Annotated in this window: 15 protein-coding genes and 1 tRNA gene; 4 read left to right on the top strand and 12 right to left on the bottom strand. The window is 70.9% G+C overall.

All coding sequences use genetic code 11. From position 1 onward, the window contains the following. Positions 1-97 precede the first annotated feature (97 nt). The 8 genes from prfA to argS form a co-directional block, all read right to left on the bottom strand. The gene (gene prfA, locus AXZ95_RS07120) at positions 98-1,174 is read right to left on the bottom strand and encodes a peptide chain release factor 1 (RefSeq protein WP_018190336.1); all 1,077 of its coding nucleotides are present in this window, start codon (positions 1,172-1,174) and stop codon (positions 98-100) included. 90 nt (positions 1,175-1,264) lie between these two features. Next, positions 1,265-3,493 (bottom strand): transcription termination factor Rho, encoded by a 2,229-nt coding sequence (rho, locus tag AXZ95_RS07115; protein WP_018190335.1) that lies wholly within the window; start codon positions 3,491-3,493, stop codon positions 1,265-1,267. A gap of 251 nt (positions 3,494-3,744) precedes the next feature. Continuing rightward, positions 3,745-4,713, bottom strand: a complete 969-nt coding sequence (gene thrB, locus AXZ95_RS07110) for a homoserine kinase (RefSeq protein WP_018190334.1) — start codon at positions 4,711-4,713, stop codon at positions 3,745-3,747. After that, positions 4,710-5,834, bottom strand: coding sequence for a threonine synthase (gene thrC, locus AXZ95_RS07105; protein WP_018190333.1), 1,125 nt, complete (start codon positions 5,832-5,834; stop codon positions 4,710-4,712). The genes thrB and thrC overlap by 4 nt, the downstream gene beginning before the upstream one ends. Further along, positions 5,834-7,207: a homoserine dehydrogenase gene (locus tag AXZ95_RS07100; protein ID WP_018190332.1), complete on the bottom strand. Its 1,374-nt coding sequence runs from the start codon at positions 7,205-7,207 to the stop codon at positions 5,834-5,836. Before AXZ95_RS07100 ends, thrC begins: the two co-directional genes overlap by 1 nt. Then, on the bottom strand, positions 7,204-8,661 hold the full coding sequence (gene lysA, locus AXZ95_RS07095) for a diaminopimelate decarboxylase (RefSeq protein ID WP_018190331.1): 1,458 nt from the start codon (positions 8,659-8,661) through the stop codon (positions 7,204-7,206). Before lysA ends, AXZ95_RS07100 begins: the two co-directional genes overlap by 4 nt. Before the next feature lie 122 nt (positions 8,662-8,783). Beyond that, positions 8,784-9,581 carry a DUF2993 domain-containing protein gene (locus AXZ95_RS07090; RefSeq protein ID WP_018190330.1) on the bottom strand — a complete coding sequence of 266 codons (798 nt, stop codon included), beginning with the start codon at positions 9,579-9,581 and terminating at the stop codon, positions 8,784-8,786. Positions 9,582-9,599: 18 nt separating this feature from the next. Then, positions 9,600-11,288 carry an arginine--tRNA ligase gene (gene argS, locus AXZ95_RS07085; RefSeq protein ID WP_018190329.1) on the bottom strand — a complete coding sequence of 563 codons (1,689 nt, stop codon included), beginning with the start codon at positions 11,286-11,288 and terminating at the stop codon, positions 9,600-9,602. A 141-nt stretch (positions 11,289-11,429) separates the two neighbouring features. On the opposite strand from argS, the gene AXZ95_RS07080 reads away from it, so the two are divergent. From AXZ95_RS07080 to AXZ95_RS07070, 3 genes are all read left to right on the top strand, one after another. Then, positions 11,430-12,044: a hypothetical protein gene (locus AXZ95_RS07080; protein WP_018190328.1), complete on the top strand. Its 615-nt coding sequence runs from the start codon at positions 11,430-11,432 to the stop codon at positions 12,042-12,044. Between the two features lie 86 nt (positions 12,045-12,130). After that, a tRNA-Arg gene (locus AXZ95_RS07075) sits at positions 12,131-12,206 on the top strand. 238 nt (positions 12,207-12,444) lie between these two features. Then, positions 12,445-13,164: an Abi family protein gene (locus AXZ95_RS07070; RefSeq protein WP_166645315.1), complete on the top strand. Its 720-nt coding sequence runs from the start codon at positions 12,445-12,447 to the stop codon at positions 13,162-13,164. A 124-nt stretch (positions 13,165-13,288) separates the two neighbouring features. Here the strand turns inward: AXZ95_RS07070 and AXZ95_RS07065 are convergent, their stop codons facing one another. From AXZ95_RS07065 to AXZ95_RS07050, 4 genes are read right to left on the bottom strand one after another with little or no spacing between them, the layout of a single operon-like run. After that, a complete protein-coding gene (locus AXZ95_RS07065) occupies positions 13,289-13,558 on the bottom strand; it encodes an HPr family phosphocarrier protein (protein ID WP_018190327.1) in 270 nt (89 codons plus the stop codon). 31 nt (positions 13,559-13,589) lie between these two features. Continuing rightward, a complete protein-coding gene (locus AXZ95_RS07060; RefSeq protein ID WP_018190326.1) occupies positions 13,590-15,677 on the bottom strand; it encodes a fructose-specific PTS transporter subunit EIIC in 2,088 nt (695 codons plus the stop codon). 40 nt (positions 15,678-15,717) lie between these two features. Further along, positions 15,718-16,668, bottom strand: a complete 951-nt coding sequence (locus tag AXZ95_RS07055; RefSeq protein WP_026307113.1) for a hexose kinase — start codon at positions 16,666-16,668, stop codon at positions 15,718-15,720. Next, positions 16,665-17,450: a DeoR/GlpR family DNA-binding transcription regulator gene (locus AXZ95_RS07050; RefSeq protein ID WP_026307112.1), complete on the bottom strand. Its 786-nt coding sequence runs from the start codon at positions 17,448-17,450 to the stop codon at positions 16,665-16,667. The genes AXZ95_RS07055 and AXZ95_RS07050 overlap by 4 nt, the downstream gene beginning before the upstream one ends. 112 nt (positions 17,451-17,562) lie before the next feature. Between AXZ95_RS07050 and rlmC the strand changes: the two genes are divergently transcribed. After that, on the top strand, positions 17,563-18,687 hold the full coding sequence (gene rlmC / locus AXZ95_RS07045; protein WP_018190323.1) for a 23S rRNA (uracil(747)-C(5))-methyltransferase RlmC: 1,125 nt from the start codon (positions 17,563-17,565) through the stop codon (positions 18,685-18,687). Positions 18,688-18,689 lie beyond the last annotated feature (2 nt).

Below are 18,689 nucleotides of genomic sequence, written 5' to 3'. Positions count from 1 at the left end.
CTCGCCCTCTGCGCCCACCGTCGAGTACGCAAACTTTGCACGTTCGGAGCACACCCAGCGTCCAAAGTTTGCGGACTCGACGGTGGGTGGGAAGGGGTTAGTCGGTGGCTAGGTCGGCGAGGCGGGTCTCCTCGTCGAGGGCGATGTTCGACTCGATGACGGGGTCGAGGGCGCCGTTCATGACGGCGTCGAGGTTGTAGGCCTTGTAGCCGGTGCGGTGGTCCGCGATCCGGTTCTCCGGGAAGTTGTACGTGCGGATGCGCTCGGAGCGGTCCATCGTGCGGATCTGGCCCTTGCGGAACTCCGCGGCCTCGGCGTCCGCCTCCTCCTGCTGCCGGGCCAGCAGCCGGGCGCGGAGCACGCGCATCGCGGCCTCGCGGTTCTGCAGCTGACTCTTCTCATTCTGCATCGAGACGACGATGCCGGTCGGCACGTGGGTGATCCGCACGGCCGAGTCCGTCGTGTTGACCGACTGACCGCCGGGGCCGGACGACCGGAACACGTCGATCTTCAGGTCGTTGGGGTTGATCTCGACCTCCTCCGGCTCGTCCACCTCCGGGAACACCAGGACGCCGGCGGCGGACGTGTGGATGCGGCCCTGAGACTCGGTCGCCGGCACGCGCTGGACGCGGTGCACGCCGCCCTCGTACTTCAGGTGCGCCCAGACCCCCTCGGCGGGATCGGTGGAGCTGCCCTTGAACGCGACCTGGACATCCTTGATGCCGCCGAGGTCGCTGGAGGTCTGCTCGATGATCTCGGCCTTCCACCGCTTGGAGTCGGCGTAGTGCAGGTACATGCGCAGCAGGTCGCCGGCGAAGAGAGCGGACTCGGCGCCGCCCTCCCCCATCTTGATCTCCATGATCACGTCGCGGCTGTCGTTGGGGTCGCGCGGGATGAGCAAGCGGCGCAGCTTCTCGGCCGACTCGGCGACGCTCTGCTCCAGACCGGGGACCTCCTCGGCGAACGCCGCGTCCTCCGTCGCCAGCTCGCGGGCGGCGTCGAGGTCGTCGGACAGCTGCTTCCACTCGTTGTACGCGGCGACGATCCGGCTGAGCTCTGCGTAGCGCCGGTTGACGCGCTTGGAGCGGACCGGGTCGCTGTGCAGCTCCGGGTCGGAGAGCTGCTGCTGGAGGTCGTCGTGCTCGGCGATGAGGCTGTTCACCGATTCGAACATGGGGTCTTCTTTCTGGAGGGGTGCTGCCGGGGAACGACGAAGCGCCCGCCCGCCGTGCACGGTGGCACGGCGGGCGGGCGCTGATCGCAGCTAGCGGTGGTCGTTCTCGTGGCCGTGCGAGTGCGCGTTGCCGTGGCCGTTGGTCGGCGCCGGCATCGACTTCTGCACCTGCATCAGGAACTCGACGTTGCTCGAGGTCTCCTTCAGGCGGCCGAGGACGATCTCGAGGGCCTGCTGCTGGTCGAGCCCGGCGAGGGCGCGGCGCAGCTTCCACGTGATCTTGACCTCGTCCTGGCCCATGAGCATCTCCTCGCGGCGGGTGCCGGAGGCGTTCACGTCGACGGCCGGGAAGATGCGCTTGTCGGCCAGCTGGCGCGACAGGCGGAGCTCCATGTTCCCGGTGCCCTTGAACTCCTCGAAGATGACCTCGTCCATCTTGGAGCCCGTCTCCACCAGCGCCGAGGCGAGGATGGTGAGCGAGCCGCCGTGCTCGATGTTGCGCGCGGCGCCGAAGAACCGCTTCGGCGGGTACAGCGCCGAGGCGTCGACACCACCGGAGAGGATGCGGCCGGAGGCCGGCGCGGTCAGGTTGTACGCGCGGCCGAGGCGGGTGATCGAGTCGAGCAGCACGACGACGTCGTGGCCCAGCTCGACGAGGCGCTTCGCACGCTCGATGGCGAGCTCGGCGACCGTGGTGTGGTCCTCCGCCGGGCGGTCGAAGGTGGAGGCGATGACCTCGCCCTTCACCGTGCGCTGCATGTCGGTGACCTCTTCGGGACGCTCGTCCACCAGCACGACCATGAGGTGGACCTCAGGGTTGTTGGCGGTGATCGCGTTGGCGATCTGCTGCATCACGATGGTCTTGCCGGCCTTGGGCGGTGCGACGATGAGACCGCGCTGGCCCTTTCCGATCGGGGCGACCAGGTCGATGATCCGCTGGGTGACCTTGCTGGGCTCGGTCTCCAAGCGCAGGCGCTCCTGCGGGTACAGCGGGGTCAGCTTGCCGAACTCCACTCGGGTGGCCGCCTCGTCCGGGGTCTGCCCGTTGATCGAGTCGACCTTCACCAGCGCGTTGTACTTCTGGCGGCTGTTGTTCTCGCCCTCGCGCGGCTGGCGGATGGCGCCGACGACGGCGTCGCCCTTGCGGAGGTTGTACTTCTTGACCTGGCCGAGCGAGACGTACACGTCGCTGGCGCCCGGGAGGTACCCGGTCGTCCGCACGAACGCGTAGTTGTCGAGCACGTCGAGGATGCCGGCGACGGGGATGAGCACGTCGTCGTCGGACAGCTCCGGCTCGAACTCGTCACCCGGGGCGCCGCCGCGGCGCTTGCGGTTGCGGTCGCGGTAGCGGCCGCGGTCGCCCTCGAGCTGCTGCTGGGCGTTCTGGCCGCGGTTCTGCTGGCCGTCGCCCTGCTGGCCGCCCTGCTGCAGGTCCTTCGGCTGGTTCTGGCCCTGCGCCTGGCCCTGCTCGTTCTGCTGCCCGTTGTTCTTGTTGCGGTTGCGGTTGCGGCGGTTGCGGCCCTGGCCCTGCTGCTCGCCGGCGTTGTCGCCCTGCTCGCCCTGCTGGACGTCGCCCTGCGACGCGTCGGCCTGCTGGCCCTGCTCCGCCTGCGGCTGCTGGCCGTCGCGCTGCTGCGCGTCGCGCTGCTGGCCGTCGCGGTTCTGGTCGGCGCCCTGGTCGCCGTTCTGACCGCCCTGGCCGCGACCGCGGCGACGGCGTCCGCCGCCCTGGTTCTGGCCGTTGCCCTGCTCGTCCTGCGCGCCCTGGCCGTTCTGGCCGCGCGCCTGCTCGCGGGAGGCGAGTGCGGAGTCGAGGAGCGCATCCACATCGGGGATGAGCGACTCGACGCCCGTGGCACCGGAGTTGACGTGCGATCCGGCGGCGACGCCGGATCCGGCGGTGGCACCGGCGATGCCCGTGCCGTCGGGGCTCGACACGCGGCGCGAGCCGCGGCGACGTCCGCCGGTCTGCTCGGCGGAGGCGTCTGCCTGCGGGAGCACGGGGTCGCCGACGGTGGGCTCGACGCGCTCGGCCCCTGCGGGCTCGGCGATGAGCGGCTCAGCGATGAGCGGCTCGGTGAGCACCTGGGAGGCGGCGGCCGGCTCGGCGGCCGGCTCCTCGGTCTCGGGAAGCTCGAGGGTGTCAGCCGGTGCGGAGGCGGCGCGCGCTGCGGCGATCGCCTCGACCAGCTCGCCCTTGCGGAGCCGGGTTGCGCCCTGGAGCCCGAGCCCGGCGGCGAGAGCTTGCAGCTCTGCCACCTTGAGGCCGGTCAGGTCGCTGGTGTCCACGCCCCCGGCGTGGAGTTCGACATCAGTCACGGAAGAGGATCCTTTCCCCCGGCGCGCCTTACGCGCCGTCTGAAGCTTCGTCACATGAACTGCCGGGAACGTGCTGCGTTCGGATCCGCGCTACGTCGCCGCCCGGGTTCTCCGGAAAGGGAGAGCCGGGAAGGCAGGCAGGAGTGACGGCATGATTGCTAGGAGATCACCCGGAAGCGGAATTCGCTCGTGACGCGGGTTCTTCACGGGTGCGACTGCAGTTTACCACCTTGCGGCGGGGCCGTCCGACGCTAGGCCGCTGGCGTGTCCGTCCGTGTCGTCGCGGCCTCGGCGGCGACACGGCTGACCGTCGCGCCCTTGAAGTCGACGGCGAGCATGAGCGGCTGCCAGCGGGTCTCGGCCGACTCCTCGACGAGGCGCGCGGCGGCCAGACGCTGGCTCGGGTCGCTCCCGAGCACGAGGATGGACGGGCCCGCGCCCGACACGACGGCGGCGAAGCCGTTCTCGCGCAGCAGCGTGATCAGCCGGTCGGTCTCGGGCATCGCGGAGGCGCGGTAGCTCTGGTGGAGCTTGTCCTCGGTCGCCGCGTGAAGCAGTTCGGGGCTCTGGATGAGAGCCGCGACCAGCAGGGCGGAGCGGGAGACATTGAAGACGGCGTCCTCGTGGGGCACCGACTGCGGCTGGAGGCTTCGGGCGAGCGCGGTGGACATGACCGTCTCGGGCACGAGCACGAGCGGCGAGACGCCGCGGTGCACGATGAGCTTCTTGAACCGCGGGCCCTCCGGGGTCACCCATGCGATCGTGAGGCCGCCGAACAGGGCGGGCGCCACATTGTCGGGGTGTCCCTCCATGTCGTTCGCGAGCGCCAGCAGCGTCTGCGCATCCAGGTCGACGACGCCCTCCAGCAGCCCCTTCGCGGCCATGATGCCGGAGACGATGGCGGCGCCGGAGGAGCCCATCCCCCGCCCGTGCGGGATGCTGTTGCGCGCCCGCAGGTTCAGGCCGGGAAGCGGGATGCCGACGGCCTCGAAGGTGTGCGCGATCGCGCGGACGACGAGGTTGCTCTCGTCGGTCGCCACCTCTCCTTCGCCGACGCCGGTGACCTCGACGGTCGCACCGGGCTCGTCGCGGACGGAGACCTCGAGCTCGTCGTACAGCGCGAGGGCGAGGCCGAGCGTGTCGAATCCCGGTCCGAGGTTGGCGCTCGTCGCCGGGACCTTGACCGCGACGGTCCGGCCGCGGAGGTCGGGCGTGGTCACGCGGTCGCCTCTGCGGCGGAGGTCTGCCCGGCGGGCGCCAGGCCGAGCACGTCGGCGATGGCGGTCGTATCGACCGGGACGACGGTGGGCTGGACGTCCGAGCCGTCGGCCGTGCGGAGGGCCCACTGCGGGTCCTTCAGGCCGTGGCCGGTGACGGTGAGGACGACGGTCGCGCCGGCGGGGATCACTCCGGCCTCCGAGCGCTCCAGGAGCCCGGCGACGCTGATCGCGGACGCCGGCTCGACGAAGATGCCGACCTCGGCGGAGAGGATGCGGTGCGCCTCGAGGATCTTGGCGTCGCTGATCGCTCCGAACCAGCCGTCGCTGTCGTCGCGGGCGTTCAGTGCGAGCTCCCACGACGCCGGGTTGCCGATGCGGATCGCGGTGGCGATCGTGTCGGGGTCCTTCACGGCGTGGCCGAGGACGATGGGGGCGCTCCCCGCGGCCTGGAAGCCGAACATCCGGGGCAGCTTGGTGGACTCGCCACGCTGCAGCTCCTCGGTGTAGCCGCGGTGGTAGGCCGTGTAGTTGCCGGCGTTGCCGACCGGGACCAGGTGGAAGTCCGGGGCGTCGCCCAGGGCCTCGACGACCTCGAAGGCGGCGGTCTTCTGCCCCTCGATGCGGTCGGGGTTCACGGAGTTCACCAGGTGCACCGGGTAGTTGGTGGCCAGCTCGCGCGCGATGTCGAGGCAGTCGTCGAAGTTGCCCTGCACCTGCAGCAGCTGGGCGTTGTGCGCGATGGCCTGGCTGAGCTTGCCCATCGCGATCTTGCCCTCTGGCACGAGCACGACCGACTGGATGCCCGCGTGCGTCGCGTAGGCGGCGGCCGACGCCGAGGTGTTTCCGGTGGAGGCGCAGATGACCGCCTTCGCACCGTGCTCGACGGCCTTGGAGATCGCCATGGTCATGCCGCGGTCCTTGAAGGATCCGGTCGGGTTCATGCCCTCGAACTTCACGTACACGTCGGCGCCCGTCCGCGCGGACAGCGCGGGGGCCGGGATGAGCGGCGTGCCGCCCTCGCCCAGCGTGACGATCGGAGTGGCATCGGAGATGTTCAGGCGGTCCGCGTACTCGCGGAGGACGCCGCGCCACTGACGACTGTAGGCCTTCGGCTGGGGCATTACGATCCTTCGACTCGGAGAACGGAAGAGATGGCGGTCACGACGTCGCTCGCCGCGAGAGCCTCGACGGTGGCCGCGAGTGCGGCCTCCTCGGCTTCGTGGGTGCCGATCACCAGGGTAGCGGTGGCCGTCCCGCCGCCGTGAATCGGCCCGGTCGCGGCGGATGCCGCTCCGGCGATCGCGACGGGTCCTGTTGCGGTGTTCGGCACGGACTGCTGCACGGTCTCGACGCTGACGTCGCCGTCGCTCAGGATGCGCGCGACCGCGGCGAGGACGCCCGGCTGGTCCTCGACGTCGAGGGTGATCTGGTAGCGGGTGACGACGCGGCCGATGTCGAGCACCGGCAGGTCGGCATGCGTGGACTCGGCGACGCCAGGGCCGCCCACCACGTGCCGCCGTGCGGCGGAGACGACGTCGCCGAGCACGGCCGACGCGGTCTCGACGCCGCCGGCACCCGCGCCGTAGAACATGAGGTCGCCAGCGGCGGCCGCCTGGACGAACACCGCGTTGTGGGCGCCGTGCACGGCGGCGAGCGGGTGGTCGCGGCTGATCAGCGCCGGGTAGACGCGGGCCGAGACGCCCTCCTCCCCCGTCTCCGGGTCGGTCAGACGCTCGCAGATCGCCAGGAGCTTGATGACCGCGCCGGCCTCGCGGGCCGCATCCACCTGCGCCTTGGTGACGCTCGTGATGCCCTCGCGGTAGACGCGCTCCAGCGGCACGACGGTGTGGAAGGCCAGGCTGGCCAGGATGGCCGCCTTCTGCGCCGCGTCGTACCCGCCGATGTCGGCGGTCGGGTCGGCCTCGGCGTATCCGCGGTCTGTGGCCGTCGCCAGCGCGTCCTGCAGCGTCTCGCCGTTCACGTCCATCCGGTCGAGCACGAAGTTCGTGGTGCCGTTGACGATGCCGAGGATGCGGTTGATGCGGTCGCCCGCGAGGCTGTCGCGCAGCGGCCGGATGATCGGGATGGCGCCGGCGACGGCAGCCTCGTAGTAGAGCTGCGCGCCGACCTGCTCGGCGGCGTCGAACAGCTCGGGGCCGTGCGTCGCCAGCAGCGCCTTGTTGGCGGTGATGACGTCGGCGCCGGAGTTCAGCGCCTCCAGCACGTAGCCGCGGGCCGGCTCGATGCCGCCCATCAGCTCCACGACGATGTCGGCGCCGAGGATCAGCGAGGAGGCGTCGGTGGTGAACAGCTCGCGCGGCAGGTCGGTGTCGCGCGGCGCATCCACGTCGCGGACGGCGATGCCCACCAGCTCGAGGCGTGCGCCGATGCGGGAGGCGAACTCGTCGCCCTGCGAGAGCAGGAGGCGCGCCACCTGCGATCCGACGGAGCCGGCCCCGAGCAGGGCGACACGGAGGTTGCGGTACTCGATCATGCCTGGCTGCGCTCCTTCGACGCGGAAACGGTGGATGCGGGCGCCGTGTAGTCGGCGTCGCGCGCGAGGAGGTCCTCGATGGTCTCGCCGCGGACGATCAGCCGCGCCTCTCCGTCGCGCACCGCGACGACCGGAGGCCGCCCGATGTGGTTGTAGTTGCTGGACAGCGGCCAGCAGTAGGCGCCCGTTACCGGCACGGCGAGCAGGTCGCCGGGCTGGATGTCGCCTGGCAGGTACTCTGCGTCGACGACGATGTCGCCGCTCTCGCAGTGCTTGCCGGCGACGCGCACGAGGGCCGGAGCGGCCGGCGAGACGCGGTTCGCGATCCTGGCCGAGTAGTCGGCGCCGTAGAGCGCGGGGCGGGCGTTGTCGCTCATCCCGCCGTCGACGCTCACGTATCGGCGGACCGCGGTCTCGCCGTCGTCCTGGAACGCGACCGGAACGTCCTTCGTGGTGCCGACGGTGTACAGCGTCAGACCGGCGGTGCCGATGATCGACCGGCCGGGCTCGAACGCGACGACCGGCGTCGGGATGTCGAGCTCCTCGCATCCCGCCGCCACCGTCTCCGCGATGCGCCGGGCGAGCTCGCCGATCGGCGCGGGGTCGTCGGCGGACGTGTAGGCGATGCCGAAGCCGCCGCCGAGGTTCAGCTCGGGCACGTCGCCGCCCGCGAGGAGCTCCTTGTGGAGCGTGAGCAGCCGCGCGGCCGACTCGGCGAACCCGTCGGCACCGAAGATCTGCGAGCCGATGTGGCAGTGCAGACCGCGGAACGCGAGGGAGCCGTGCGAGCGGATCAGTGCCACGGCCTCTGCCGCCTGCTCCAACGCGATGCCGAACTTCTGGTCCTCGTGGGCGGTCGCGAGGAACGCGTGGGTGTGCGCGTGCACGCCGCTGTTCACCCGCAGGCGGACGCTCTGGACCACGCCGTGGCGCTCGGCTGCGGCAGCGACGCGGCCGATCTCCTGCACGCTGTCGATGATGATGGCGCCGATGCCGGCCTCGACCGCCTGGTCGATCTCGGCGAGCGACTTGTTGTTGCCGTGGAAGCCGATCCGCTCCGGGTCGACGCCGGCGGCCAGCGCGACGGCCAGCTCGCCCCCGCTGCAGACGTCGATGTTGAGGCCGGCCTCCGACATCCACCGCGCCACCTCGATGCTGAGGAACGCCTTGCCTGCGTAGTAGACCTTCGCGGCGGTGCCGATCTCGGCGAACGCGCGGTCGAACGCCTCCCGCACCTCGACGGCGCGCGCCCTGGCGTCCTCCTCGTCGATCACGTACAGCGGCGTGCCGAAGCGGGCGGCGAGCTCGCTCGCCGCGAGACCGCCGACGACCAGCTCTCCCGCGTCGCGATCGACCGTCCGGGACCAGAGGCCCGGGGCGAGCGCGTTCGCATCCGCGGGCACGTGCAGCCACGGCGGGGCGAGCGGGTTGGACGCAGCGACAGGATCAGCCATAGGGAACCTCACGGGTGGCGACGAGTGGGGGTCTCCTAGGCGAGCGGACCCGGATTGGCCCCTGAAGCCGGTGGAGATGACAGCAGAAGTCTATCCAGGCCGCACGACACGCTCGGTGCGTGTTACGAACAGCTCCCCTTGCTGGCCATGAACTTCTGGTCGAGGACGAAGTCGCTCGCGGTCAGCTCGACGGTGGCGTGGCCAGGGGTCACCTGGATGTCGGACACCTCGACGCCGTCGGGGAGGTACTGCGCCGCGCACACCGGGAACGGGCCCTGCGAGGTCAGCGCCTGCAGCAGACGGCTGAGGTTGACGTCGCCGGCTCCGGTCGTCAGGTTGGCCTTGTCCGGCTTCAGCAGCACCTGCTTGCCGGCCGCCTCGGGCGTCGCTGTCACGGTGTAGCCGACGGGGAGGCCGAGCAGGTCGATCTTCCCGTCGTAGCCGATCGTGCCGTCGCCGAGGGTGATGTCGCCGGTGGCGCCGGGGATCTTGACGAGCGTGTTGAGCGACTCCTGGCTGATGCGCAGGGTACCGGTCGCGTCGGCGATCGGCTTCGAGAAGTCGGCCGGGACGCCGGTGGCGACGACGGTCGCGCTCAGCGGGGCTCCCTGCACGACGAGCTTCGGCGCATCCAGCTCGACCCTCTGGAAGGAGCCGGACAGGTACTGCTGCAGCACGGAGAAGCCGCCGATGTGCGTCCTCACCTCGCCGCGGATGTCGGCCGGCAGGTTCTTCTCGATCTCGTCGGACACCCGCTGCTCGGCGTAGGCACGTGCGGCCGTGTCGACCACGACGAGCAGCACCACGATCACGACGACCGGGATGCCGATGGCGAGCAGGAGGCGCAGCCACCGCGGACGCCGGCGACGGGGCGCCGGGGCCTGCGGCTCGGGGATCACCTGGGTGGTGTTGTCGCTCATCCGGTCGTCATCCGTTCGCTACATGCGGTCCGGCGCGGAGACCCCGAGCAGGCCGAGGCCGTTGCGGATCACCTGGCCGGTCGCGTCGTTCAGCCAGAGGCGGGTGCGGTGCAGGTCGGTCACCGGCTCCTCGCCGTGCGGCAGCACGCGCGTCGAGCCGTCGCGGACCGCGTACCAGGCGTGGTAGAGGCCGGCGAGCTCCTCGATGTAGCGGGCGACGCGGTGCGGCTCGCGCAGCTCGGCCGCCTGGGCGACCACGCGCGGGAACTCCTGCAGACCGCCCAGCAGCGCCGACTCGGTCTCGTGCGTGAGCAGCTCCGGCGCGAAGGCGCTGTGGTCGACTCCTGCCTTCTCGGCGTTCGCCGCCACCGAGCGGGTTCGCGCGTGGGCGTACTGCACGTAGTAGACGGGGTTCTCGTTGCTGCGCTTGGTCAGCAGGTCGAGGTCGATGTCGAGCTGCGAGTCGGTCGAGGAGCGCACCAGGGCGTAGCGCGCGGCGTCGACGCCCACCGCATCCACCAGGTCGTCGAGCGTCACGATGGTGCCCGCGCGCTTGGACATGCGGACGGGCTCGCCGTCCTTCACCAGGTTGACCATCTGGCCGATGAGGATCTGCAGGTTCTCGTTCGGCTTGTCCCCGAACGCCTCGACCATCGCCATCATCCGGCCGATGTAGCCGTGGTGGTCGGCGCCCAGCATGATGATGTTCTGCTCGAAGCCGCGCTCGCGCTTGTCGAGGTAGTAGCCGAGGTCGCCGGAGATGTAGGCGGGCTCGCCGTTGGAGCGGATGATGACGCGGTCGCGGTCGTCGCCGAACGTCGTCGTGCGCAGCCAGATGGCGCCGTCGGCCTCGAAGATGTGGCCCTGCTCGCGGAGTCGGGCGATGGCACGGTCGACCGCGCCGGACTCGTGCAGGGAGTCTTCGTGGAAGTAGACGTCGAAGTCCACGCCGAACGAGTGCAGGCGGTCCTTGATCTCCTGGAACATCAACTGGGTGCCCGCCGAGCGGAACACCTCCTGCTGCTGCTCGCGCGGAAGGGCGGCGAGGTCGCCGTCGAATCCCTGCACCACACGCTCGGCGATCTCGCCGATGTAGCCGCCGCCGTAGCCGTCCTCCGGCGTCGGCTCGCCCAGGTAGGCGGCGAGCAGGCTGCGCGCGAACCGGTCGATCTGCGAACCGTGGTCGTTGAAGTAGTACTCGCGGGTTACGTCGGCGCCCTCGGCCTGCAGGATGCGGGCCAGGCTGTCGCCGACGGCCGCCCAGCGCGCGCCGCCCATGTGGACGGGGCCGGTCGGGTTGGCCGAGACGAACTCCAGGTTCACGGTCAGGCCGTCGTAGACGTCGCCGCGACCGTACGCGTCGCCGGACTCGACGATGGTCTTGGCCAGCTGCCCGGCGGCCGCGGCCTCCAGGCGGAAGTTGATGAAACCGGGACCGGCGACCTCGGCGGACGCCACACCGTCGATGCCGGCGGCGGCCGCGGCGATCTGCTCGGCGAGCTCGCGCGGGTTCGCCCCGACCTTCTTCGCGAGGCGCATCGCCACGTTCGACGCCCAGTCGCCGTGGTCGCGGTTCTTCGGGCGCTCCAGCGGCACGTCGTCGACCGTGAGAGCGAACTCGGGGATGTCCGCGCCGGCCGCTCGTCGCTGCTCGACCACCGTCGTCACGATGTCGAGGAGGGCGGCGGAGAGGTCAGCGGGAGTCATGAGGATCGATTCTACCGGGCGGCCGCAGGGCACGGCGTCGGCGGGGCACGGCGGGCCGTCGGGTTCGCGGCGCGCGAATTGATAGGGTCATCGCGACGCGCGCTCCCGCACGGCGTGCCGAACAGAGAGACGAAAAGCCGAATGCCTTCATCCACCCGCCGTTTCGCCCTTCTGACCGCGACCGTCGCGGCAGGCCTCCTCGCATCCGCGGCGCTCGCCGGCTGCACGCCGACGCCCACGCCGTCGAAGACGCCGACCGCGTCCGCGTCGGCCACCAAGACGCCGACGGCGACGCCCGTGCCGGTGGTGACGCCGACCGCTCCCCCGACGCCCGTCGGTATCACCTGCGACCAGGTGCTCACCGCGGACCAGCTCTACGCGTTCAACCCGAATTACGGCCCGGATCCGGACTATGCGCCCAAGGACGGCACGCTCGAGAAGAAGATCGTCGACTGGCAAGGCGTCTCGTGCGCCTGGAAGAACCAGACCAGCGGCGACGTCGTGCAGATCGCGGTCGCGAAGCCGCCGTCGGACGCCATGGAGAACCTGAAGAACGTGGCGATCACCGACGCGAAGCCGGTGCCGACCTACGGCGTCCCGCCGGAAATCGAGGGCTACTTCAAGGCCGGCAGCAGCGGCCAGGTGCAGATCTTCCGCGGCCCGTACTGGATCGTGTCCGAGTCGGGCGCGTTCTTCGAGCCGGGCGACGCGGCACCGCTGATGCAGAACGTGCTGGCGAACATCCCCGCGTCCTGACCGGGCACCCGTTCTCAGCGAACACCCGCCGGCCCCGCCGATTTCGCGGCGGCGGCCGACGGGATGCTAGCCTGGAGAACACCCTGGCCCCCATAGCTCAGGGGATAGAGCGTCTGCCTCCGGAGCAGAAGGCCGTAGGTTCAAATCCTACTGGGGGCACCATCTTTCCTCGCGGCGCATGTTGGATGTATCCACAAGCCGCGCCGTCCCCGCGGACCAGCCGCACTCTCGCGCCCTGCCCTGATGAGTACGCGACACCAGCCGACGTTCCCTGGAAGTCGCGCTAAGGGCGATGAGGCACGGACGCAAACAGGAAGCCCCCCGCTCAGCGGGGGGCTTCCGAGGTATGCACGCCAGTCCAAGCCCGGCGCTCGTAAGAACTACGATACGGTCTTCTGATGTGACGAGTCAACCAGCGTTGCAGCGCCTCCTGGGTACTGCGCGATTGGCGACCTACCTCACGGCAGCCAAGGGCGACCTGAACCGGGCCGCAGACCTGTATCTATGGGTCACCCAGGTATCAGGCGCATTGCACGGACAAATCTCCTTCGTGGAGATTGCAGTCCGAAATGCGATAGACGCCCAACTCGCGATCTGGAACACCGCGAGGGGATTCGGCGCGGACTGGACGGCGGCTCAAGGGACGGCTGACCCCCTGTACACGTTGCTGCGAAAGCAGCTTGAGGACGCCCGCGGGCGTGCCGATGTCGAAGCCCGAGAACGAGGCTCGAACCATCGCCGCCATGGCGTCGCCGCGACCCACGATGACGTCGTCGCCCAACTCATGTTCGGTTCGTGGGTGAAAGTCATCCGGCCCGTATCACGTACAGAATCACCGGCACGACAGCAGAGGCTCTGGGCCGCGGGAGTGTCTCTTGCGTTCCCCCACGCATCCAGCGATGACATGAGTCGAATCGCGATTGGAGACCAACTCGACACGCTCCGTCGGCTCCGAAATCGAGTTGCGCACCACGACAACCTGCTGGAAGTGGCGCTGAAGCACAGACTCAACGGCATGCTTTCATTGCTCGCCAAGCTCGACCCTGCGTACCCTCAGCTAGCCGCAGCGCGCTCCACCCTGCGACAGTTGATCAAGGATGACCCGCGCCGCGCCTGGTGATGAGAGCCGTCGCCAAGTGCGCTGAGCGCCGGGACACATGATGAAGACCCGCCACACGGGTGTGCACGCGCCCCTTAACGTCAGGGGGCCCGCGCTTTCGTGGCGCGGGCCCCTCGCGTTTCTCCTAGACGGCGTCCAAGTCCGTCTCGAGCAGCTCCACGAGCTCGTCGAGGGCTCCCTCCGCGCCCGGTGCGTCCGAGCGCAGGGTGACGACCGTCCCCTTGCTTGCGGCGAGGCCCATGAGCGAGAGGATGCTGCGCGCATCCAGCTCGGGTCCGTCGCCGACGGCGATCGTGACCGGGATGGCCTTCTCCTGCACCGACTGGACGAACAGTTTGGCGGGTCGGGCATGGAGTCCTGAGGAGCTGGCGATGGTGGCGTGACGTTCGGTCATGGGATGTGTCCTCGTTCTGAGTGTCGGATGGTTACGCGGCCACGGTCTCGCGGACCGGCTGCTCGGCGGTGGTGTCGGCCGGCGCCGACTCGACCCGGCGGCCGGGAGCGGTGAACCGCTTCAGGGCCGTCACGATCAGGGCGGTGGTGACCGTTCCTGCGACGAGAGCCAGCAGGAAGCCCCACAGCGGGTCGATCGCGAAAAAGACGAAAACGCCGCCGTGCGGGGCGCGCGATTCGACGGCGAACGCCATCGCGAGGCCGCCGGCGACGGCTCCCCCGACGAGGTTCGCGGGGATGACGCGGAGCGGGTCCGCCGCGGCGAACGGGATGGCGCCCTCGGAGATGAACGAGGCGCCCAGCAGCCAGGCGGCCGCGCCGTTCTCGCGCTCCACCTCGGTGAAGCCGCGCCGGTACAGAACGGTGGAGGCGAGGGCCATGCCCAGCGGCGGCACCATTCCGGCGATCATGACGGCGGCCATGACCTGGAAGCTGGCGTCCGTCTGCTGCGCCAGGCCTGCGACGGCGAACGCGTAGGCGACCTTGTTGACCGGGCCGCCGAGGTCGAAGCACATCATCAGTCCGAGGATGATGCCCAGCACGATCGCCCCGCCGCCGCTCAGACCGTTGAGGAAGCCGTTCAGCTGGGTCATCAGCCAGGCGATCGGGGCACCGAGGATGAGCAGCATCAACCCGGACGCGATGATGGACGCCCCGAGCGGGATGATCACCACCGGCATCAGGCCGCGCAGCCACCGCGGGACGGTGGGACGCCCGATCAGCCACGCCGCGAATCCGGCGAGCAGACCGCCGACCAGGCCGCCGAGGAATCCGGCGTTCATGAAGACCGCGATGGCGCCGGCGACGAAACCGGGAGCGATACCCGGCCGGTCGGCGATGGCGAAGGCGATGTATCCCGCCAGCGCGGGCACCAGGAAGCCCAGGCTCACGCTGCCGATCTCGAACGCGATCGCGCCGAGGTAGTAGCCGAGCCCCTCCGGCGGGAGGTTCCAGATCGCGAAGTGCTGCAGCGTGTACACGGCGTTGTTCACGCCGGAGTCGCCGTGCGCCAGCGCGATGCCGTACCCGCCGAGGAAGGGCAGGAAGCTGATCGCGACGAGCAGCCCGCCGCCCGCGACGAACGGGATCATGTAGCTGACGCCCGTGAGCAGGATGCGCTGGAGGTTGCGGCCCCACGACACGTTCTGGGACGGCGCGGACGATGCCCCGGACGTCGTGTTGGCGCCGGCCTGGACGCGGGCGCCGTTCGGGTCCTTCGCGACGGCGACCGCCTCCGCGACGAGGGCCGCGGGCTGCTCGATGCCGCGCTTGACCCCCGAGCGGACGACCGGCTTGCCGGCGAAGCGCGCCTCTTCGCGCACATCCACATCGTTGGCGAAGATGACCGCGTCGGCGGCATCGATCACACTCTGCGGGAGCGCCTGGTAGCCGCTCGAACCCTGCGGCTCGACGACCAGGTCGACACCGGACTTCGTGCCGGCCGCGGTGAGCGCGTCGGCGGCCATGAACGTGTGGGCGATGCCGGTCGCGCAGCAGGTGACGGCGACGATCCGGGCCGGGCGGCCGTCGATGAGGAGGCCGTCGGCGACGGCGGCATCCGGGCGGGCCGCCTGCGGTGCGGCGGCGGGCGCCGCAACAGTGGCCTCCCCCTCGCCGATCGCCTCGTCGACGAGCGCGACGACATCCTGCGGCGTCTTCGCGGCACGGAGGCCGGCGGTGAACTCCTCCAGCATCAGGCTGCGGGCGAGCTTCGAGAGCACCGCGAGGTGCGTCTCCGCCGCGTCGGCGGGGGCGGCGATGAGGAAGACGAGGTCGGCCGGGCCGTCGGAGGCGCCGAAGTCGACGCCGGGCTTCAGCCGGGCGAACGCCAGGGACGGCACGGTCACGGCCGCGCTCTTCGCGTGCGGGATCGCGATGCCGCCCGGCAGCCCGGTCTCGTCCTTCTGCTCGCGCGCCCAGGCGTCCTCGTAGAGGGCGTCGGCGTCCGTCGCCCTCCCCTGTGCGACGACGTGCGCGGCGAGCTCGCGGATCACCTCGCTCTTGTCCGCATGGCCGACGTCGAGCTCGACGAGTTCGGGGATGATGGTCTTCGATGACACGGTGTCCTCCAGGGTGGTTCGGGGTGACAGGTGGATGGGTTCAGGGATGCAGCGCGGCGACGCGGATGTCGCCCGGCGGCAGGTCGAGGGGGCGCGGGGCCTGGGTGCCCGGCAGGGATGCGGCGGCCGATCCGTAGCGGACCGCGTTGACGAGCCGATCCGCGGGGGCGGCGTCGGCGAGGTCGGCCAGCAGGTATCCCGCAAGGGCGCTGTCGCCCGCTCCGACCGTGCTCCGCACCCGGATGCGCGGCGCCTCCGCGACGAACGCGCCGTCGGCGGTGACGAGGACGGATCCCTGTGCGCCGAGCGTGATCAGCGCCGCGCCGACCGTCTCCGGGACGAGGGGGGCGGCTGCGGTGAGGACCGCGTCGACCAGCCCGTCCGAATCCGGCCGTCCCGTGCCCGTCAGCTCGGCGAGCTCCTGCTCGTTCGGCTTGATCAGGTCCGGTTGCCCGTCGAAGACGGCGGCACGCAGGGCTTCGCCCGACGTGTCGACCGCGATCTTCGGTGCGTCGTCCCGCCAGCGATCACGGACCGCCCGGATCACGGTCACGTAGAAGTCGTCCCCCGCACCGGGCGGGAGCGATCCGGCCAGGACGAGCCAGCGTGCGCCCGCGCACGCGTCGACGACGGCCGCCACGAGTGCCGCGCTCTCCGCGGGCTCGAGGATCGTGCCCGGCAGGTTGAGCTTGGTCGTGATGCCGGCCGGGTCGGTGATGGTGAGATTCGCGCGGGCGTGGCCGTGGATGGGGACGGGACGCGTGCGCACACCGGCCGACTGCAGCGCGACCCCGAACGGGTCGTCCGCGGCGAGCGGCAGGACGGCGAGAGCCGGGACGGCGGCGGCGGCGACCACCCGGGCGACATTGATGCCCTTGCCGCCCGCATCCTCCCGCGCCCCGACCGCGCTCTGGACCTCGCCGGGCAGCAGCGGGGCGCCGAGCGTGACGGAGCGGTCGAGCGACGGGTTGGCGGTGAGCGTGACGATCATGCGGACCACACCTCGACATCCGCCGCGGCCAGCGCCTCGGCCAGGGCGCCCTCCGGCGCCGCATCCGTCACGAGCAGGTCGATGGCGTCGAGCGGCGCGAAGGCGACGAGCGACTCCTGCTGGAACTTGCTGGAGTCGGCGACGACGACGACACGGCGCGCAGCGCGGACGATGGCCTCCTTCACGGCGGCCTCCTCCGGGTCCGGCGTGCTCAGGCCGAAGCCGGCCGAGACGCCGTTGGCGCCGACGAACACGATGTCTGGGCGCAGCGAGTGGATGGACCGAACGGTCCCGGCGCCGACCGCGGCGGCGGTGACCCCGCGGATGCGCCCGCCGATCACGGTCAGCGACACGCGCTCGGTTCCGGCCAGCGCCGGCGCGACGGCCAGCGAGTGGGTCACGACCTCGGCCTCGCCGCGTGTGCCGGACAGCCGGTCGGGCAGGAGTTCGGCGACGGCGGCGGTGGTCGTACCCGCGTCGAGGTAGAGGGAGCCGCGGAAGCCGTCTCCGAGGATGTCCAGCGCCCGCGCGGCGATGCGCTGCTTGGTGTCCGCCCGCAGCGCTGTGCGCTCGGAGACGGACACTTCGGAGGTGCTGACGCGGTCGATCGCGACGGCTCCGCCGTGCACCCGCCGGAGCGCACCGGACTGCTCGAGCGCGTCCAGGTCGCGGCGCACGGTCTCGGTCGTGACCCCGAATCGCTGGGCGAGGTCGACGACGGCGACGCGGCCGTCGTCGAGCAGCATCCGCTCGATCAGCCCCTGGCGCTCCATTGCGTACACGCGGTGTCCCTCCGTTGGTTTCCCACACGTTACAACACGTTCACAGAGAAAACAACATGCAGATGTGGTTTTCTGTTGCCGTCGGCGGGCGGCCCGTAGAATCGACACTCCGATGGACTGCTCCTACTTCGACGCCGGCGTATGCCGCTCGTGCACGCTGATGGGCGTCCCGTACGCGGAGCAGCTCGACGGCAAGGACCGCCTGGCCCGCGACCTGCTCGCCCCCTACGGCGACGCCCCCTGGCTCGCGCCGGTCGCGAGCGCCGAAGCGGGATACCGCAACAAGGCCAAGATGGTGATCGGCGGCACCGTGGAGCAGCCGACCATCGGCATCCTCGACGAAGCCGGCCGCGGCGTCGACCTGCGCGAATGCGGCATCTGCTCCCCCGGCATCCGCGCTGCGCTGCCCGTGCTCGCGCGGTTCATCACGCGGCAGCGGCTGGAGCCGTACCGCGTCCCCGAGCGCCAGGGCGAGCTGAAGTACGTGCTCGTCACCGAGTCGCCGGACCACGAGCTCATGGTGCGCTTCGTCGCCCGCTCGGAGCAGACGGTCGCGCGCGTCCGCGCCGGTCTCGGCCGACTGCTGGGCGACCTGCCGAACGCCCGCGTCGTCACGGTGAACGTGCAGCCCGAGCACAAGGCGGTCGTGGAGGGCGACACGGAGGTCGTGCTCACCCGGGAGTCCACCCTCACGATGCGTCTCGGACCCGTGTCGCTGCGCCTCCGGCCGCAGAGCTTCTTCCAGACCAACACCGACGTGGCCACCGCCCTCTACGGGCAGGTCGCCGCCTGGGTCGACGAGATCGGCCCGGCCTCGGTGTGGGACCTGTACTGCGGCGTGGGCGGGTTCGCCCTGCATGTCGCCGCTCCCGGACGCCGGGTGGTCGGCGTCGAGACCAGCCGGGAGGCCGTGCGCAGTGCGCGGGCGACGGCGGCCGCCGCCGGACTGCCGCAGGTGGCGTTCCGTGCCGGTGACGCGACGGCGTTCGCCGTGTCCGCAGCGGCGGCGCCGGAGCTCGTGATCGTGAATCCGCCGCGCCGTGGCATCGGAGCAGAGCTCGCCGGGTGGCTCGAGGGATCCGGAGTCGGCAGCGTCGTGTACTCCAGCTGCAACCCGAAGAGCCTCGCACACGACCTCGCACGGATGCCGTCGTACCGGGTCCGGGCCGGCCGGGTGCTCGACATGTTCCCGCAGACCGGGCACATGGAGGTGGCCGTGCTGCTCGAGCGCCGCTGAGC

Origin of the sequence: Leifsonia sp. 115AMFTsu3.1 (genome assembly GCF_004362795.1) — a bacterium.
Lineage (GTDB): Bacteria > Actinomycetota > Actinomycetes > Actinomycetales > Microbacteriaceae > Leifsonia.
The sequence above is the reverse complement of the archived record's forward strand: the minus strand, read 5'-3'. Positions and strand labels throughout refer to the sequence as shown.

Excerpts from the sequence above, each read along its gene's own strand:
- AXZ95_RS07100 (WP_018190332.1), bottom strand. The coding sequence starts at position 7,207 with ATGATCGAGTACCGCAACCTCCGTGTCGCCCTGCTCGGGGCCGGCTCC.
- lysA (WP_018190331.1), bottom strand. The coding sequence starts at position 8,661 with ATGGCTGATCCTGTCGCTGCGTCCAACCCGCTCGCCCCGCCGTGGCTG.
- AXZ95_RS07065 (WP_018190327.1), bottom strand. The coding sequence starts at position 13,558 with ATGACCGAACGTCACGCCACCATCGCCAGCTCCTCAGGACTCCATGCC.
- AXZ95_RS07055 (WP_026307113.1), bottom strand. The coding sequence starts at position 16,668 with ATGATCGTCACGCTCACCGCCAACCCGTCGCTCGACCGCTCCGTCACG.
- thrC (WP_018190333.1), bottom strand. The coding sequence starts at position 5,834 with ATGCCCCAGCCGAAGGCCTACAGTCGTCAGTGGCGCGGCGTCCTCCGC.
- rlmC (WP_018190323.1), top strand. The coding sequence starts at position 17,563 with ATGGACTGCTCCTACTTCGACGCCGGCGTATGCCGCTCGTGCACGCTG.
- argS (WP_018190329.1), bottom strand. The coding sequence starts at position 11,288 with ATGACTCCCGCTGACCTCTCCGCCGCCCTCCTCGACATCGTGACGACG.
- AXZ95_RS07080 (WP_018190328.1), top strand. The coding sequence starts at position 11,430 with ATGCCTTCATCCACCCGCCGTTTCGCCCTTCTGACCGCGACCGTCGCG.
- prfA (WP_018190336.1), bottom strand. The coding sequence starts at position 1,174 with ATGTTCGAATCGGTGAACAGCCTCATCGCCGAGCACGACGACCTCCAG.
- AXZ95_RS07090 (WP_018190330.1), bottom strand. The coding sequence starts at position 9,581 with ATGAGCGACAACACCACCCAGGTGATCCCCGAGCCGCAGGCCCCGGCG.